13 protein-coding genes and 1 tRNA gene are annotated in these 15,663 nt (G+C 72.1%); 6 read left to right on the forward strand and 8 right to left on the reverse strand.

Features of this window, described 5'->3' with window-relative positions:
- Positions 1-16: 16 nt before the first annotated feature.
- The 3 genes from EAO70_RS23665 to EAO70_RS23675 form a co-directional block, all read right to left on the reverse strand.
- Complete coding sequence (locus tag EAO70_RS23665) at positions 17-553, reverse strand: NUDIX hydrolase (protein WP_148004804.1); 537 nt, start codon at positions 551-553, stop codon at positions 17-19.
- 62 nt (positions 554-615) lie between these two features.
- Entirely contained in the window at positions 616-1,380 is a 765-nt protein-coding gene (locus tag EAO70_RS23670; protein WP_148004805.1) for a glucose 1-dehydrogenase, read from the reverse strand.
- Positions 1,377-2,030 (reverse strand): TetR/AcrR family transcriptional regulator, encoded by a 654-nt coding sequence (locus EAO70_RS23675; RefSeq protein ID WP_148004806.1) that lies wholly within the window; start codon positions 2,028-2,030, stop codon positions 1,377-1,379. The genes EAO70_RS23670 and EAO70_RS23675 overlap by 4 nt, the downstream gene beginning before the upstream one ends.
- 105 nt (positions 2,031-2,135) lie before the next feature.
- On the opposite strand from EAO70_RS23675, the gene EAO70_RS23680 reads away from it, so the two are divergent.
- Positions 2,136-3,791 carry an FAD-binding dehydrogenase gene (locus tag EAO70_RS23680; RefSeq protein ID WP_148004807.1) on the forward strand — a complete coding sequence of 552 codons (1,656 nt, stop codon included), beginning with the start codon at positions 2,136-2,138 and terminating at the stop codon, positions 3,789-3,791.
- A 482-nt stretch (positions 3,792-4,273) separates the two neighbouring features.
- Entirely contained in the window at positions 4,274-7,636 is a 3,363-nt protein-coding gene (locus tag EAO70_RS23685; protein WP_187283997.1) for a HEAT repeat domain-containing protein, read from the forward strand.
- On the opposite strand, the gene EAO70_RS23690 is transcribed toward EAO70_RS23685, so the two are convergent.
- Genes EAO70_RS23690 through EAO70_RS23700 form a run of 3 tightly spaced genes read right to left on the reverse strand, consistent with a single transcriptional unit; the run spans position 7,624 to position 10,088 of the window.
- A complete protein-coding gene (locus EAO70_RS23690) occupies positions 7,624-8,061 on the reverse strand; it encodes an ASCH domain-containing protein (protein WP_148004809.1) in 438 nt (145 codons plus the stop codon). The genes EAO70_RS23685 and EAO70_RS23690 overlap by 13 nt on opposite strands.
- A 53-nt stretch (positions 8,062-8,114) precedes the next feature.
- A complete protein-coding gene (locus tag EAO70_RS23695; RefSeq protein ID WP_148004810.1) occupies positions 8,115-9,512 on the reverse strand; it encodes a gluconate:H+ symporter in 1,398 nt (465 codons plus the stop codon).
- A 48-nt stretch (positions 9,513-9,560) separates the two neighbouring features.
- Positions 9,561-10,088 carry a gluconokinase gene (locus EAO70_RS23700; protein ID WP_148004811.1) on the reverse strand — a complete coding sequence of 176 codons (528 nt, stop codon included), beginning with the start codon at positions 10,086-10,088 and terminating at the stop codon, positions 9,561-9,563.
- Between the two features lie 147 nt (positions 10,089-10,235).
- Here EAO70_RS23700 and EAO70_RS23705 point away from each other — a divergent pair, with 147 nt between their 5' ends.
- The 4 genes from EAO70_RS23705 to EAO70_RS23720 all read left to right on the forward strand — a co-directional run bounded on the left by EAO70_RS23705 (position 10,236) and on the right by EAO70_RS23720 (position 14,454).
- On the forward strand, positions 10,236-10,937 hold the full coding sequence (locus EAO70_RS23705) for a FadR/GntR family transcriptional regulator (protein WP_055603653.1): 702 nt from the start codon (positions 10,236-10,238) through the stop codon (positions 10,935-10,937).
- A 222-nt stretch (positions 10,938-11,159) separates the two neighbouring features.
- Positions 11,160-12,617, forward strand: coding sequence for an amino acid permease (locus EAO70_RS23710; protein ID WP_148004812.1), 1,458 nt, complete (start codon positions 11,160-11,162; stop codon positions 12,615-12,617).
- Between the two features lie 122 nt (positions 12,618-12,739).
- On the forward strand, positions 12,740-13,825 hold the full coding sequence (locus EAO70_RS23715; RefSeq protein ID WP_148004813.1) for an S-(hydroxymethyl)mycothiol dehydrogenase: 1,086 nt from the start codon (positions 12,740-12,742) through the stop codon (positions 13,823-13,825).
- The gene (locus EAO70_RS23720) at positions 13,825-14,454 is read left to right on the forward strand and encodes an MBL fold metallo-hydrolase (protein ID WP_148004814.1); all 630 of its coding nucleotides are present in this window, start codon (positions 13,825-13,827) and stop codon (positions 14,452-14,454) included. Before EAO70_RS23715 ends, EAO70_RS23720 begins: the two co-directional genes overlap by 1 nt.
- Here the strand turns inward: EAO70_RS23720 and EAO70_RS23725 are convergent.
- Entirely contained in the window at positions 14,438-15,364 is a 927-nt protein-coding gene (locus tag EAO70_RS23725; protein ID WP_148004815.1) for a pseudouridine synthase, read from the reverse strand. The genes EAO70_RS23720 and EAO70_RS23725 overlap by 17 nt on opposite strands.
- 77 nt (positions 15,365-15,441) lie before the next feature.
- Positions 15,442-15,529: transfer RNA gene (locus tag EAO70_RS23730), tRNA-Leu, on the reverse strand.
- Positions 15,530-15,663 lie beyond the last annotated feature (134 nt).

Below are 15,663 nucleotides of genomic sequence, written 5' to 3' on the forward strand. Positions count from 1 at the left end.
CGCCCCGCCCGGGCGCTCAGCCCGAGGCCCGTCCGCCGTCCGCCGCCCCGTGCGCCCGCAGCCGCTCGTACGCGGCGAGCCCGTCCGGCACCCACGGCCACTCGGCCAGCCGCTCCGCCAGCTCCGCCTCCGTCAGGAAGGCGTGCCAGGCCACCTCCTCCGCCTGCGGGTCCACCGGCAGTTCGCAGCGCACCTCGTAGACCGCCGACCACCACTTGCCGGCCACGCCCGCGGAGTCGTACAGGAAGGTCAGGACGGGCTCGGGCCGCGGCAGGCCCCGTACCCCGAGCTCCTCCTCGGCCTCGCGCAGCGCGGCCTCGTCGTAGGACTCGCCCGCTCCGACCACCCCGCCGACGAACATGTCGTACATCGACGGGAAGACCAGCTTGGTCGGCGTCCGGCGGTGGACGAAGATCCGGCCCTCGGCGTCCCGGACCCTGATGAAGACGCAGCGGTGGATCAGGCCCCGCGCGTACACCTCCGCGCGCGGGGCCTGCCCGACCACCCGGTCCTGCTCGTCGACGACGTCGAGGATCTCTTCAGCGGCACTCATCCCGCCATCCAAGCAGCCCGGGCCGGCAGCGGCACGAGCCCCGAGGCGCGGCCGCCGCGGGGTCACTGCCCCATGACGTACTTGACCGTCGGCCCGGTGGTCCAGCCGCCGTCCACCGCCAGCTCCGCGCCCGTCACGTACGAGGCGGCGTCCGACAGCAGGAAGACGACCGCGCCGGCGATCTCGTCGGCCTCGCCGACCCGGCCCATCGGCGTGTTCGGGTACCGGCCCGGGCCGCGCTCGATCCCCACCGAGGCCGTCATCGGGGTGTACGTCATGCCCGGGTGGACCGAGTTGACGCGGATGCCCGCCGTGCCGAGCTCCACCGCGCCGATCTTCGTCAGGCCCCGGACGCCCCACTTGGACGCGCCGTAGCCGGCGGTCAGCGCCAGGCCCATCAGGCCCGCGGCCGAGGAGATGTTCACGATGGAGCCCCCGCCGGAGGACTTCATCGCGGGTATCGCGGCCTTCATGCCGATGAAGACGCCGGTCAGGTTGATGTCGACGACCTTGCGGAAGTGCTCGACGGACTCGCTCTCCAGGAAGGCGCCGGTGGAGATGCCCGCGTTGTTCACCAGGCCGTGCAGCCCGCCGAACTCCGCCACGGCGTACGCGACGGCCGCCGCCCACTCCTCCTCGGAGGTCACGTCGTGGTGCAGGAACCGCGCCCGCTCGCCGAGCGCCTCGGCGGTCGCCCGGCCGTCCCCGTCGAGCACGTCGGTGAGGACGACGTTCGCGCCGGCCGCGACCGCCTGCCGGGCGGCCTCCGCGCCCAGGCCGCGGGCGCCGCCGGTGATCAGGACGGTCCTGCCGGTGAGGTCGTTCATGGAAGATCCTTTCGGGGGAGGTGCGCCTGCTCCGGCTGTGCGGCACGCAGCAGGGCGGTGGTGGTCTCGACCAGATCGGCGAGGAAGAGCGCCTCATCGGTGAGGGGGTCGGTGCCGTCGAGGTACTGCCGGGCCCGGTCCGCCATCGCCGCGCCCACCAGGGTCAGCGCCAGATCGAGGCGCTCCAGGAGCAGCGGCCCCGGCAGCCCGTCCGCGCCGAGGCACTCCGCGATCCGCTCGATCAGGCGCCAGTAGCAGGTGCCGGCGAGCGTGGGGTGCGGGGTCCGCGCGCGGACCCCGCTCTCGTGGCTGAGCTGCGCGGAGATCCGCAGGCAGCGGCGGCCCCGGTCGGTGCGCAGCTCGCCGGCCTCCGCCGTGACGAGGGCGGCGACCAGGTCGTGCGGGGTGTCGGCGGCCGCCGCGAGCAGCGGGGCGAGCACGGCCTCCGTACGGGCCTGGCGCCCGGCCATCACGGCGTCGAGCAGTCCGGCGCGCGAGCCGAAGTGGTACTGCACGGCGGAGGGGTTGGCCTGTCCTGCCCGGCTCACGACGTCCCGCAGCTGTGCGCCGTGGACGCCCTGGGCGGCGAAGAGCTCCTCCGCCGCACGGATCAGTCTGTCCCGGGTCTCGGGACCCGATGTCCTTGCCATGCATTCATATTAATGCTCGCCATTAGAAAGCGGGAGGGGGTGCCGTTCGCGGCCCGCGCGGCCAAAAGGTTGACTCGATACATCCGTGTATCCAAGATGCGGTCCATGTCCTACGACGCAGATGTGATCGTGATCGGGGCGGGCCTCGCCGGCCTCGTCGCCACCGCCGAGCTGGTCGACGCCGGCCGCACCGTGATCCTCCTCGACCAGGAACCGGAGCAGTCCCTCGGCGGCCAGGCCCACTGGTCCTTCGGCGGCCTCTTCCTCGTCGACTCGCCCGAGCAACGCAGGATGCGCGTCAAGGACAGCCACGCCCTCGCCCTCCAGGACTGGTACGGGACCGCAGGCTTCGACCGGACCGAGGACCGCTGGCCGCGGAAGTGGGCCGAGGCCTACGTCGACTTCGCCGCCGGTGAGAAGCGGTCCTGGCTCCACGCGCGCGGGGTGCGGTTCTTCCCCGTCGTCGGCTGGGCCGAGCGCGGCGGCTACGACGCCACCGGCCACGGCAACTCCGTCCCCCGCTTCCACATCACCTGGGGGACCGGCCCCGGCCTCGTCGCCCCCTTCGCGCGCAAGGTCCGCGAGGGAGCCGCCCGCGGCCTGGTCGACCTCCGCTTCCGGCACCGCGTCACCGGCCTCGGCCGCACGGCCGGCACCGTCGACACCGTGACCGGCGAGATCCTGGAACCCTCCGCGGCCGAGCGCGGCACGGCCAGCACCCGCACCGCCACCGGGGCCTTCGAGCTGCGCGCCCAGGCGGTGATCGTCACCTCCGGCGGCATCGGCGGCAACCACGAACTGGTCCGCGCGCAGTGGCCCGAACGGCTGGGCACCCCGCCCGCGAAGCTGCTCTCCGGCGTCCCCGCGCACGTCGACGGCCTCATGCTCGGCATCGCCGAGAAGGCGGGCGCCCACCACATCAACCGCGACCGGATGTGGCACTACACCGAGGGCATCGAGAACTGGAACCCGATCTGGGCCCGGCACGGCATCCGCATCCTCCCCGGGCCGTCCTCGCTCTGGCTGGACGCGACCGGCAAGCGGCTGCCCGTACCGCTCTTCCCCGGCTTCGACACCCTCGGCACCCTCGAACACATCATGCGGACCGGCCACGACCACACCTGGTTCGTCCTCGACAAGCGGATCATCGGCAAGGAGTTCGCCCTCTCCGGCTCCGAGCAGAACCCCGACCTGACCGGCAAGTCGGTCCGCGACGTCATCGGCCGGGCCCGCGCCGACGTCCCCGGTCCGGTCCGGGCGTTCATGGACAAGGGCGTCGACTTCGTCGTCGAGGACGACCTCCCCGCCCTCGTCCGCGGCATGAACCGCGTCACCGGCGAGGACCTGATCGACGAGACGGCCCTGCGCCGCGAGATCACCGCCCGCGACCGGGAGATCGCCAACCCCTTCACCAAGGACCTCCAGGTCACGGCGATCCACGGGGCCCGCAGGTACCTCGGCGACAAGCTGATCCGCACGGCCGCCCCGCACCGCATCCTGGACCCGAAGGCCGGCCCGCTGATCGCGGTCCGCCTCAACATCCTCACCCGCAAGTCCCTCGGCGGGCTGGAGACCGACCTGGACTCCCGCGTCCTCACCGAGGGCGGCGAACCCCTGCCGGGCGTGTACGCGGCGGGCGAGGCCGCCGGCTTCGGCGGCGGCGGCGTCCACGGCTACCGCTCCCTCGAAGGCACCTTCCTCGGCGGCTGCATCTTCTCGGGACGCGCGGCGGGCCGGGCGGCGGCGAAGGCGGTGAGCTGACGGGGGAGGCGGTGCGCTGATGAGGGGCGGTGAGCTGACGGGGGAGGGCCCGCCGGGGCAAGATGACGGTGTGACAAGACGTGTACCCCTCATCGCCGTCGGCGGGTTCCTGGCCCTGGGCGGCCTGGCCGCCTTCCTCGTCCTCCAGGGTCTGGACGCCGCCGACAAGTGGAGCAGCGTCCTGAGCCTGTTCTTCACGGTGGCGGGCTTCGCACTGACCGCGTTCGGCCTGTTCAACCGCCCCTCCGCCCAGTCGGCGGACCGGGCCGCGACCGGGGGGTCGCTGCACCAGATCAGGAACGTCACGGGGGACGTGGTGATCAGGACCGGGGGCGGCCCGGGCACGCCGCCGGCCCCTGCCGCACCGCCTCCCCCGTCAGCTCACCGCCTTCGCCGCCGCCCGGCCCGCCGCGCGTCCCGAGAAGATGCAGCCGCGGCGTGGGCGGCTCGGTCCGCGTCGAACCGCCGGCGCCCACGGCGCCGTGAAGGGCCTCTTCAAGCGCTGGACGGCACGCCAGTCGGCGCCGGGAGCCACCGTCCAGGGCCCCCTCACCCAGATCAGCGGCGTACAGGGCGACGTCCACGTCACGCTCGCGCCCGTCCCGCCCCAGCACGGACCACCGGAGATCGAGTCGGCCCGCGAGGCCTACGCCACCCGCGTCCGCCAGCGCTACGGCCGCCTCGACCTGGAGGTCCTCACCCCCCTCCGGGAACAGGACGAGCGCCCGGTCCTGCACCTGCGGGACGTCTTCGTCCCCCAGTCCGTACGGGCCGACCCGCCGCCCGTGGAACTGCCCCAGGAGCTCCTGCGCCGCCTCATGGACCCGGCCGAGGCCGAGCTCCACGACCTGCCGCCCGGCATCGACCGGGAGACCGTCGACCGCGTCCGCCGCGCCTACCGGGACCGGCCGCCGCTGCCCGTTCTCGACGTCCTGGTCCGCCCGGAGCACGGCCGGGTGGTCCTGCTCGGGCACCCCGGCTCCGGCAAGTCCACCCTGGCCCGCTACCTGGCCCTCGTCCTCACCTCCCCCGAGCCGCCCCCCGGCCTCGCGCCACTGCACGGCACCCTCCCGCTGATCGTCGAACTCCGGGAGTACGCGCAACCGGCCTGGCGCGAGCGGACCTTCGAGGACTTCCTGGCCCACCAGTACGCGACGGAAGGCCTCGGCCTGCCGCCGGAGACGCTGACCGCGGTCCTGGCGGGGGAGGGCCCGTACCGTGCCCTCGTCCTCTTCGACGGCCTCGACGAGCTCTTCGAGAAGGACGTCAGGGACGCGGTCACCCGCCGCATCGCGGGCTTCGCCGCCCGCCATCCACAGGCCCGGATCGTCGTCACCTCGCGCGGCTACGGCTACCAGCGGGCCGTCCTGGACGGCGCGGGCTTCACCGACTTCATGCTCCAGGACCTCGACCGGGAACAGATCGGCGCGTTCGCGGAACAGTGGTTCGCGCTGGCCTGCCCGGACGACCCGGACCAGGCCCGGAGGCTGATCGAACGCGTCACGACGGCCGTCGACGCGTCGACCTCCGTCCGCGAGCTCGCGGGCAACCCCCTGATCCTCACCATCCTCGCGATCATCGGCCGCCGCCGTGAACTCCCGCGCGACCGCCGGACGGTGTACGAGCACGCCGTCGACGTCCTGGTCGAGCACTGGGACCCCAGCAAGTACCTCAGGGACCGGCAGGTCGAGGAACACCTCCCGTACCTCGGCCCCGAGGACAAGCGCGAACTCCTGCGGCTGATCGCCCGCCAGATGCAGGAGGGCCACGGCGGCATCTCCGGCAACCACATAGCGGGCCCGGACCTCCTGAAGAGCTTCGAGGAGTACCTGAAGGACCGCTACGCCCTCCCACCGGACCGCGCGGCGACGGCGGCCCGCGTGATGCTGGACCAGTTCCGCCGCCGCAACTTCGTCCTCAGCCGCTACGGCGGCGAGATCTACGGCTTCGTGCACCGCACGTTCCTGGAGTACCTGGCGGCGACGGACCTGGCCCACCGCTTCAACCACGAACGAAGCCTGTCGGAGGAGGACCTCCAGAACCTCTTCGCGACGAAGGTCCACGACCCGACGTGGCACGAGATCCTGCTGTTGCTGGTGGGGCTGCTGGACGAACGGTTCGTGGCGGGCGTGATCGACCGGCTGCTGGCACCGCGCGCGATCGCGGTTCCGCTGGGGTCCCGTCACGACGACGCGTTCGCCGAAGTGGCCTTCGTGGCCCGCTGTCTCGCCGAGGTACGCCGACTGGGGGTGCTGGCCCCGCAGAGCGCGGCCACGGTCCGGACGGTGATCCGGCTGTTCGAGTGCGCCAGGGCGCTGGACGTGCCCGTCTTCCACCCCTACGCCCACGTGGAGTCCCTCGGCCCGGCGCTGGCGGCCCTCGGTGACGACTGGACGGGCCGGGAGGTGTACGCGCGCTGGCACGAGGGGTGGCGGCTCGACGAGGGGGCCTACGGCGACTGGTCCCTCGCGCTGAACTCGACGGACCAGCTCGCCACGAACATTCTCCTGTGCCTCCGGGGCGGGGGAGCGCTGCCCCGCGCGGCCTACCTCGCGGAGACCTTCCTGAACAGTGACGACACGATGGCGAGACTCGGCGCCGCCCGTCTGCTCGTCCGCTCCACGGGCCGGGATCCGGCCACCATGGACCTGGTGGACCGTTGCCTGCGCGCGAGCCCGGGTGCCGACGCGCGAGCGGCCCTCCTGGGACACCTGGCCGTCGCGGAGGACGTCGACCCGGACTGGGCGGCCCGCGTCGCCGTCGAGCAGTTGGCGGACGACGACCTGCGGGTGCGGATCGCGGCACTCCAGTGTCTGCAGGGCCGCCGGACCGACAGCCCGGCGGCACGTGCCGAGATCGCCCGGCTGATCGACGACGACCTCGACCCCTTCGTCCGCCGACAGGCCGTGCGCCCGTTCGTCGCGCACACCGAGGACGGGGCGCGGGCGATGGAACTCCTGCGGGAGACCCTTGCGGACCCCGACCCGGGACTCCGGTCCGCGGCGCTGTCCGCCGTGGCGGCGCGGGCCGGCGACGAGCCGGACGTCCGCGCCTTCGTCCAGGAGCGGATGAGAACCGACGAGAGCCCCGAGGTCTTGGCCGCGGCGATAGACGCCGTCCGGCAGATCGGCTCCGACGCCCCGGACACCCACCCGCTCCTGCACGAACTGTCCACCCACCCGGACACCGCGGTGCGCAGGGCGGCCCTCCGTTGCCTGGCCGAGGGCGGCCTCCTGGACCCGTCGGCCGTGGAGCTGCTCTCCCACCGGCTGGCACAGGACGAGTCCCGCTGGGTCCGGGAGACCGCGCTCCGGCTCTACGTGACGCACGTCGCGGACGACGCGGCCGTCGCGGGCGTCCTGCTCGACCGGGTGCGGAACGATCCGATCTCCTCGGTCCAGAACCAGGCTCTGACCGGGCTGGTGGAGCTGGACCACGCGCTCGCCCGGGACCTGGTCGTCGACCGGGCCCGGACCCACCCCGACGAGGAAGGCCGGAAGGCGGCCTTCGGGCACCTGCTGACGACGTACGGAGACGACGCCGAGGCGGTGCGCCTGGTCCGCGACCAGGCCGTGCACGGCGAGGACGGCGTCATACGGTTCGCCGCCCTGGACAGTCTCCGGGCGCTGAGTTCCGGTCCCGAGCTCGCGGCCGTCGCCCATGACCGCTTCGTCCACGACACCGACCCGTCGGTGCGGCTCATCGCCCTCCGCATCCTCGCCGACCTCCGTCGCGACGACCCCGAGCTCCTCCCGCTCGTCCGCCGCGCGATCCGGTCCGAGGACCGGAGGATCCGCGACCTCGCCGAGGCGCTCCTCACCGTCCTCGACCCTCAGTCCCCCTGATCCGCCGCCCGCTCCACCACCTTGAACCACTCCACGACCAGCACCGTCTCCTCGTCCACCTCGAACTCCGGGTCGCCGAGCGCCTCGCGCATCTCCTCGCTGTGCCAGAAGCTCTCGTGCCCCGCGCGCCACTCCGCGACCGAGCGGTAGCCCTCGCCCTCTCCCCGCGCGAGGCGGAGGTCCGCGTCGCGCAGGGGCAGCACGTGGACCTCCGTGATCTCCACCACCGCCACCTCGCGCCCGTCCGAGTCGATCAGCGCCGAGCGCTCGCCCGGCTCCGGCAGTTCCTCGTCCTCCGCCTCGTACTCCACGAGCAGCCCCGTCGTGGCGACCTTCTCGCCGGAGAGGACCGCCGCGACGAGCCGGTCCCGCAGGGGGCCGGGGAAGGCGAGGAGGAAGGGCTTGAGCGCGTGAGGGCCGGTCATGGCCGACAGTCTGTCAGCCACGACCGGCCCGGAGCCGTATCGGAGGTGCCGCGCTACAACACCAGCGACAGCAGCAGCACGAACACGATGCCCACGACCGAGATGATCGTCTCCATCACCGACCAGGTCTTGATCGTCTGGCCGACGGTCATGCCGAAGTACTCCTTCACCAGCCAGAACCCCGCGTCGTTGACGTGGCTGAAGAAGAGCGAGCCCGCGCCGATCGCCAGGACGAGCAGCGCCGTCTCGGTCGTCGACATTCCTTCCGCCAGCGGCGCCACGAGACCGGCGGCCGAGATCGTCGCCACCGTCGCGGAGCCCGTCGCGAGCCGGATCGCGACCGCGATCAGCCAGGCGAGCAGCAGGGCGGGGATGGACCAGTTCTCGGAGAACTCCAGGATCATCTGGCCGACGCCGATGTCGATCAGGGTCTGCTTGAAGCCGCCGCCCGCGCCGACGATCAGCAGCACTCCGGCGATGGGGGCGAGGGACTTCTCGACGGTCGAGGACAGCCGCTCCTTGGTGAAGCCGGCGGCGCGGCCCAGGGTGAACAGCGCGACTATGACGGCCGCGAGCAGCGCGATCAGCGGGGAGCCGATGACGTCCGTGACCTTCTGGACGCCGTTCTCCGGGTCGTCGACGACGATGTCGACGAGCGCCTTCACCAGCATCAGGACGACGGGCAGCATGACGGTCGCGACGGTGACGCCGAAGCCGGGGCGCTTCTCGAGGTCCTCGGAGGGGCGGACCGGGATCATGTTCTCGGGGGCCGGGATGTCCACCCAGCGGGCCGCGTACCGGGAGAAGACCGGTCCGGCGATGATCACGGTCGGGATCGCGACGACGAGACCGAGGGCGAGGGTGACGCCCAGGTTGGCGCCGACGGCGTCGATCGCGACGAGCGGGCCGGGGTGCGGCGGGATGAGGCCGTGCATCACGGAGAGGCCGGCGAGGGCCGGGATGCCGATCCGCATGAGGGAGTAGTTGCCGCGCCTGGCGACGAGCAGCACCACCGGGATCAGCAGCACGATGCCGACCTCGAAGAAGAGCGGCAGACCGATCACCGAGGCGATCAGCACCATGGCCCAGGGCATGGCCCGCCCGCTCGCCCTCGCGAGGATCGTGTCGACGATCTGGTCGGCGCCGCCCGAGTCCGCGAGCAGCTTGCCGAGGATCGCGCCGAGGGCGATCAGGACGCCCACGCCGGCGACGGTGTTGCCGAGGCCGGTGGTGAAGGACTTGATGGTGTCGGCGAGCGGCGCGCCGGCGAACGCGCCGAGTGCGAGCGATCCGATGGTCAGCGCCAGGAACGCGTGCAGCTTGAACTTGGTGATGAGCAGGACGATGACGGCGATGCCGGCGAGTACGGCGATGCCGAGCTGGGCGTTGCCTGCCGAGGTGATCGGTTCGGCGGCGTCCGCTGCCAGGATCTCGACGCTGAGACTGGTCACGGTGGTGTCCTTCGTACGAGCGGGGATACGGGATGGGGGGACGGGGGATCAGCCGGCGAGGCCGCGCAGCGCGGCCGCGGCCCGGGCGGCGATCTCCTCGGGGGTGCCGGACACGTCGACGGCGACACCGGCCTCGTCCTGCTCCAGCGGCTGCAGGGTGGCGAACTGCGAGTCGAGGAGCGCCGTCGGCATGAAGTGGCCCTTGCGGGCCGCCATGCGCTGCTCGATCAGCTCCCGGTCGCCGGTCAGATGGAGGAAGACCACACCGGGGGCCGCGGCGCGGAGCCGGTCCCGGTAGCCGCGCTTCAGCGCGGAGCTGCTCACCACACCGCCGAGTCCGGACCGGTCGTGCGCCCAGGCGCCGATGGCGTCCAGCCAGGGCTCGCGGTCGCGGTCGTCCAGGGGGATGCCCGCCGACATCTTGGCCACGTTCGCCGCCGGGTGGAAGTCGTCGCCCTCGGCGTACGGCAGCCCGAGGGCCTCGGCGACCAGGGGGCCGATCGTGGTCTTGCCGGTCCCGGCGACGCCCATCACGACGACGACTGCCCGTGTCCCGGGCCGGGGGGTGGAGTTCATGGGTGGTGCCTCGCTGTCTTCTTCGACATCGATCCGTCGCGCCCATGAAACCCATTGGGTACGACGTATTCAAGAGCCTGTGACATAAAAGTAGTACTTTTAGTTCCCGAGGTGATCGCCTCCGCGGGCGCGCATAGGCTTGCCACCATGACGACACCGGCCCAGGGGCTCCACTCGCACGTCCTCGCCACCCTGGGTCTCGCGATCACCGCGGGGGAGTACCCGCCCGGCACCGTGCTCCGCACCGACGAGCTCGCCCAGCGCTTCGACGTCTCCCGGACCGTGGTCCGCGAGGTCGTCCGCGTCCTGGAGTCCATGCACCTCGTCGAGTCCCGGCGCCGCGTCGGCGTGACCGTCCTCCCCACCGCCAGCTGGAACGTGTACGACCCCCAGGTCATCCGCTGGCGGCTGGCCGGCGCCGACCGCCCCCGCCAGCTCCGCTCGCTCACCGTGCTCCGCTCGGCCGTCGAACCCGTCGCCGCCGGCCTGGCCGCCGAGAACGCCACCCCCGAGCAGTGCCGGGAGCTCACCGAGCACGCCCTCGGCATGGTCGCCACCTCCCGCGGCCGCCGCCTGGAGGAGTACCTCGTCCACGACATCGCCTTCCACCGGGTCGTGCTCAACGCCTCGGGCAACGAGATGTTCGCCCGCCTCGGCGACGTCGTCGCCGAGGTCCTCACCGGCCGCACCCACCACCACGTGATGTTCGAGGACCCCGACCCGGCCGCCGTCACCCTCCACGTGCAGGTCGCCGAGGCCGTCCGGGAGCGGGACGCGGCCCGCGCCGAGGAGCTCACCCGGCAGATCGCGGTCGGCGCCCTCCAGGAACTCGACGTCCTCGCTCCGTAGGGCACGCGGGCGAACCCCACCCGCACCCCGGTGGAACCCCTGTCCACGACGCCGTAAAGCACCGGTAAAGCTCTGAACTAGCTCAAATATGGGCGTTCAGTGACATGCGCCACAGTCAGCTGCCGCCGCTTGCCGTGAGGATGTGCGCTGGCCGTGCCGGGGACACCCCCCACCAGGCACGGCCGGGTACCGCACAGCCCCCTCACGAAGGCGAACCAGTCCATGAGTGACCGCGTCATCGCGGCCGACCCGCTGTCCGCCGACACGGCGAACCCGGCCGCCCCCCACGTCGACGCCGGCGACGCCGGATACCGCAAGGACCTCAAGTCCCGCCACATCAACATGATCGCCATCGGCGGCGCGATCGGCACCGGCCTCTTCCTGGGCGCCGGCGGCCGGATGGCCCAGGCGGGCCCCTCCCTCTTCATCGCGTACGCGGTCTGCGGCCTCTTCGCCTTCTTCGTCGTCCGGGCCCTCGGCGAGCTCGTGCTCTACCGCCCCTCGTCCGGCGCCTTCGTCTCCTACGCGCGCGAGTTCATGGGCGAGAAGGGCGCCTACACGGCCGGCTGGCTGTACTTCCTCAACTGGTCCACCACCGCCGTCGCCGACATCACCGCGGCCGCGACCTACGCCCACTTCTGGTCGATGTTCAGCGACGTCCCGCAGTGGATCCTCGCGCTGATCGCCCTCGCGGTCGTCCTCGCCGCCAACCTCATCTCCGTGAAGTACTTCGGCGAGATGGAGTTCTGGTTCGCGATCGTCAAGGTCGGCGCCCTCGTCGCCTTCATGCTGATCGGCATCTTCCTCATCGTGACCTCGCACGACGTCGGCGGAAGCACCCCGGGTCTCGCGAACATCACCGACGACGGCGGCATCTTCCCCAACGGCATGATGCCGATGCTGCTGCTCATTCAGGGCGTCGTCTTCGCCTACGCCTCCGTCGAGCTGTGCGGCGTCGCCGCCGGCGAGACCGAGAACCCCGAGAAGATCATGCCGAAGGCGATCAACTCGATCATGTGGCGCGTGGGCGTCTTCTACGTCGGTTCCGTCGTCCTGCTCGCGCTGATCCTCCCGTACACCGCGTACTCCGGCGACCAGAGCCCCTTCGTCACCGTCTTCGACAAGCTCGGCATCCCCGGCGCCGCCGGCGTGATGAACCTCGTCGTCCTCACCGCCGCGCTCTCCAGCCTCAACTCGGGCCTCTACTCCACCGGCCGCATCCTGCGCTCCATGTCGCTCTCCGGCTCCGCGCCGAAGTTCACCGGCGTCATGAACAGGGGCGGCGTCCCCTACGGCGGCATCCTGCTCACCGCCGCCTTCGGCGTCATGGGCGTCGCCCTCAACTACGTGATGCCCGGCGAGGCCTTCGAACTGGTCCTCAACTTCGCCTCCATCGGCATCATCGGCACCTGGGCCATGATCATGGTCTGCTCGCTCCTGTTCTGGCGCACCGCCCAGGAGGGCAGGCTGACCCGCCCCGGCTACCGGCTGCCCTGGGCCCCGTACACCCAGATCGTGACCCTGGTCTTCCTCGGCTCCGTCCTCGTCCTGATGTGGATGGACGGCGGCATCAGCCGCACCACCGTCAACTGCCTCCCGCTGATCGCGGCGGCCCTGGTCGGCGGCTGGTTCCTGGTCCGCACGCGGGTCCGCGCGACCGCCGCGGCCACCCGCGACTGACCCTCCCCCCACGGGAACGGCGAGACCCCCGCAGGCACGTCCTGCGGGGGTCTCGCCTTTTGTCAGGAGATAGTGGTACGCAAGAGCCTTACAAGATCCGGTCGGAGGAAGGGAAGTTCGCGATGCCGCAGCACGTCCAGGGGGTCATCGCCCCCGGCAGGAACGAACCGGTACGCGTCGAGACGATCGTGATCCCCGATCCCGGCCCCGGCGAGGCCGTCGTGAAGATCCAGGCCTGTGGCGTCTGCCACACCGATCTCCACTACAAGCAGGGCGCGATCAACGACGAGTTCCCCTTCCTGCTCGGCCACGAGGCCGCCGGAATCGTCGAGTCGGTCGGCGAGGGCGTCACCGACGTCGAGCCCGGCGACTTCGTGATCCTCAACTGGCGCGCCGTGTGCGGCCAGTGCCGCGCCTGCCTCCGCGGCCGCCCCTGGTACTGCTTCGACACCCACAACGCCACCCAGCGGATGACCCTGCTCGACGGCACGGAGCTGTCCCCGGCCCTCGGCATCGGCGCCTTCGCCGAGAAGACCCTCGTCGCCTCCGGCCAGTGCACCAAGGTCGATCCCGCCGTCGCACCCGAGGTCGCGGGCCTCCTCGGCTGCGGCGTCATGGCCGGTATCGGCGCCGCGATCAACACCGGGAACGTCGGCCGCGGCGACACCGTCGCCGTCATCGGCTGCGGCGGCGTCGGCGACGCGGCGATCGTCGGCTCCCGCCTCGCCGGAGCCGCGAAGATCATCGCCGTGGACATCGACGACCGGAAGCTGGAGACGGCGCTCACGATGGGCGCCACCCACACCGTCAACTCCCGCTCCGCCGACCCCGTCGAGGCGATCCGCGAGCTCACCGGCGGCTTCGGCGCCGACGTCGTCATCGAGGCCGTCGGCCGCCCCGAGACCTACCAGCAGGCCTTCTACGCCCGCGACCTCGCCGGCACCGTCGTCCTCGTCGGCGTCCCCACCCCCGAGATGAAGCTGGAACTCCCCCTCCTCGACGTCTTCGGCCGCGGCGGCTCGCTCAAGTCCTCCTGGTACGGGGACTGCCTGCCCTCCCGCGACTTCCCGATGCTCGTCGACCTGCACCGGCAGGGCCGTATCGACCTCTCCGCCTTCGTCACCGAGACCATCGGACTCGACGACGTCGAGAAGGCCTTCGGCCGCATGCACGAGGGCGACGTGCTGCGCTCGGTGGTGGTCTTCTGATGGCCGCCCGCATCGACCACGTCGTCACCTCCGGCACCTTCAGCCTCGACGGCGGCACCTGGGACGTCGACAACAACGTCTGGATCGTCGGCGACGACACCGAGGCGATCGTCATCGACGCCGCCCACGACGCCGAGGCCATCCTCGCCGCCCTCGACGGCCGCGCCCTGCGCGCCATCGTCTGCACCCACGCCCACAACGACCACATCGACGCGGCCCCGGCGCTCGCGGCCGCCACCGGCGCCCGTATCCTGCTGCACCCCGCCGACCAGCCGCTGTGGAAGCAGACCCACCCCGACCACAGCCCCGACGGCGACCTCGCCGACGGCCAGGTCCTCACCATCGCCGGCACCGACCTCACGGTCCTGCACACCCCCGGCCACGCCCCCGGCGGCATCTGCCTGCACGCCCCCGAACTCGACACCGTCTTCACCGGGGACACCCTGTTCCAGGGCGGCCCCGGCGCCACCGGCCGGTCCTTCTCGGACTTCCCGACGATCGTCGACTCGATCCGCGAGAAGCTCCTCACCCTCCCGCCGGAGACGGTGGTCCGCACCGGCCACGGCGACAGCACCACGATCGGCGCCGAGGCCCCGCACCTCCAGGAGTGGATCAGCCGAGGCCACTGAGAGCCAGCCGGCTCCCGAAGCGCCTCGGCGCACCCGTGAACGGGTCGGTGAACTCCAGCGTCCGCGCCAGCAGCTGCAGCGGACGCCGGAAGTCCTCCGGCCCGTCCTCACGCACCTCCGGATAGACCGGATCGTGCAGGATCGGCAGCCCGAGCGCGTTCATGTGCACCCGCAGCTGATGCGTCCGCCCGGTCTCCGGCACCAGCCGGTACAGCCCGAGCCCGCCCCGCCGCTCCACGAGCGCGATCCGGCTCTCGCTGTTCGGCTCGCCCGGCACCTCCCGGGCGGCCATCACCCCGCGCTCCTTCTCGATCCGGCTCCGCACCGTCACCGGCAGCGCCACCCCCGGGTCGTACGGCGCCACCGCGGCGTACTCCTTGCGCACCAGCCGGTCCCGGAACAGCGTCTGGTACGCCCCCCGGTCCTCCGGCCGTACGACGCACAGCACCAGGCCCGCCGTGAGCCGGTCGAGCCGGTGCGCGGGCTGGAGCCGCGGCAGGTCCAGCTCCCGCCGCAGCCGCGCGAGCACGGTCTCCGTGACGTGCCGGCCCCGCGGCATCGTGGAAAGGAAGTGCGGCTTGTCCGCGACGACGATCCGCTCGTCCCGGTACACCACCCCGACCGGGAACGGCACCGGCTCCTCCGCCGGGAAGTCCCGGTGGAACCAGACGTACCGGCCCGCGGTGTACGGATCGTCCCCGGCCACCGGCCCGTCGACCCCGACGAACCGCCCCGCGCCGAGCATCTCCTCGACCCGTCCGACGCCGACGGCGGCCCCGTACCGGTCGAGCAGGTGCTCCCGCACGGTCGCCCAGACCCCGCCGGGATCCTCCGGCAGCCGCAGCCGCACGGGATCGACCCCGTCCCGCTGCGGCAGCGGCGCCACCGGCGCCTTCGCTCTCCGTCTCACGGTTCCGCCTCGTGACCGCACGTACACGTACTCATGCGGAAAGTCCCGGTCGATGAGATCGACCGGGACTTTCCGTGTGGTGTCCGAGGGGGGACTTGAACCCCCACGCCCGATAAAGGGCACTAGCACCTCAAGCTAGCGCGTCTGCCATTCCGCCACCCGGACAAGGTGTCTGTCTTCCTGGCCGCTGGGCCCTTCCGACGAGGAAAACCATAGCAAACATTCGGGGTGGCGGATCACCACCCCGGGTGGCCCCCGTCATGTGACAGCCGCATGTCGGCCGGGGGCCGCCCTTGGGC

Source organism: Streptomyces sp. adm13(2018) (assembly GCF_008042145.1).
Taxonomy (GTDB): Bacteria; Actinomycetota; Actinomycetes; order Streptomycetales; family Streptomycetaceae; genus Streptomyces.

Bases quoted from the DNA above. Each gene is read 5' to 3' on its own strand.
- EAO70_RS23710 (WP_148004812.1), top strand. From the start codon at position 11,160: ATGAGTGACCGCGTCATCGCGGCCGACCCGCTGTCCGCCGACACGGCG.
- EAO70_RS23715 (WP_148004813.1), top strand. From the start codon at position 12,740: ATGCCGCAGCACGTCCAGGGGGTCATCGCCCCCGGCAGGAACGAACCG.
- EAO70_RS23690 (WP_148004809.1), bottom strand. From the start codon at position 8,061: ATGACCGGCCCTCACGCGCTCAAGCCCTTCCTCCTCGCCTTCCCCGGC.
- EAO70_RS23675 (WP_148004806.1), bottom strand. From the start codon at position 2,030: ATGGCAAGGACATCGGGTCCCGAGACCCGGGACAGACTGATCCGTGCG.
- EAO70_RS23705 (WP_055603653.1), top strand. From the start codon at position 10,236: ATGACGACACCGGCCCAGGGGCTCCACTCGCACGTCCTCGCCACCCTG.
- EAO70_RS23665 (WP_148004804.1), bottom strand. From the start codon at position 553: ATGAGTGCCGCTGAAGAGATCCTCGACGTCGTCGACGAGCAGGACCGG.
- EAO70_RS23700 (WP_148004811.1), bottom strand. From the start codon at position 10,088: ATGAACTCCACCCCCCGGCCCGGGACACGGGCAGTCGTCGTCGTGATG.
- EAO70_RS23670 (WP_148004805.1), bottom strand. From the start codon at position 1,380: ATGAACGACCTCACCGGCAGGACCGTCCTGATCACCGGCGGCGCCCGC.
- EAO70_RS23720 (WP_148004814.1), top strand. From the start codon at position 13,825: ATGGCCGCCCGCATCGACCACGTCGTCACCTCCGGCACCTTCAGCCTC.
- EAO70_RS23680 (WP_148004807.1), top strand. From the start codon at position 2,136: ATGTCCTACGACGCAGATGTGATCGTGATCGGGGCGGGCCTCGCCGGC.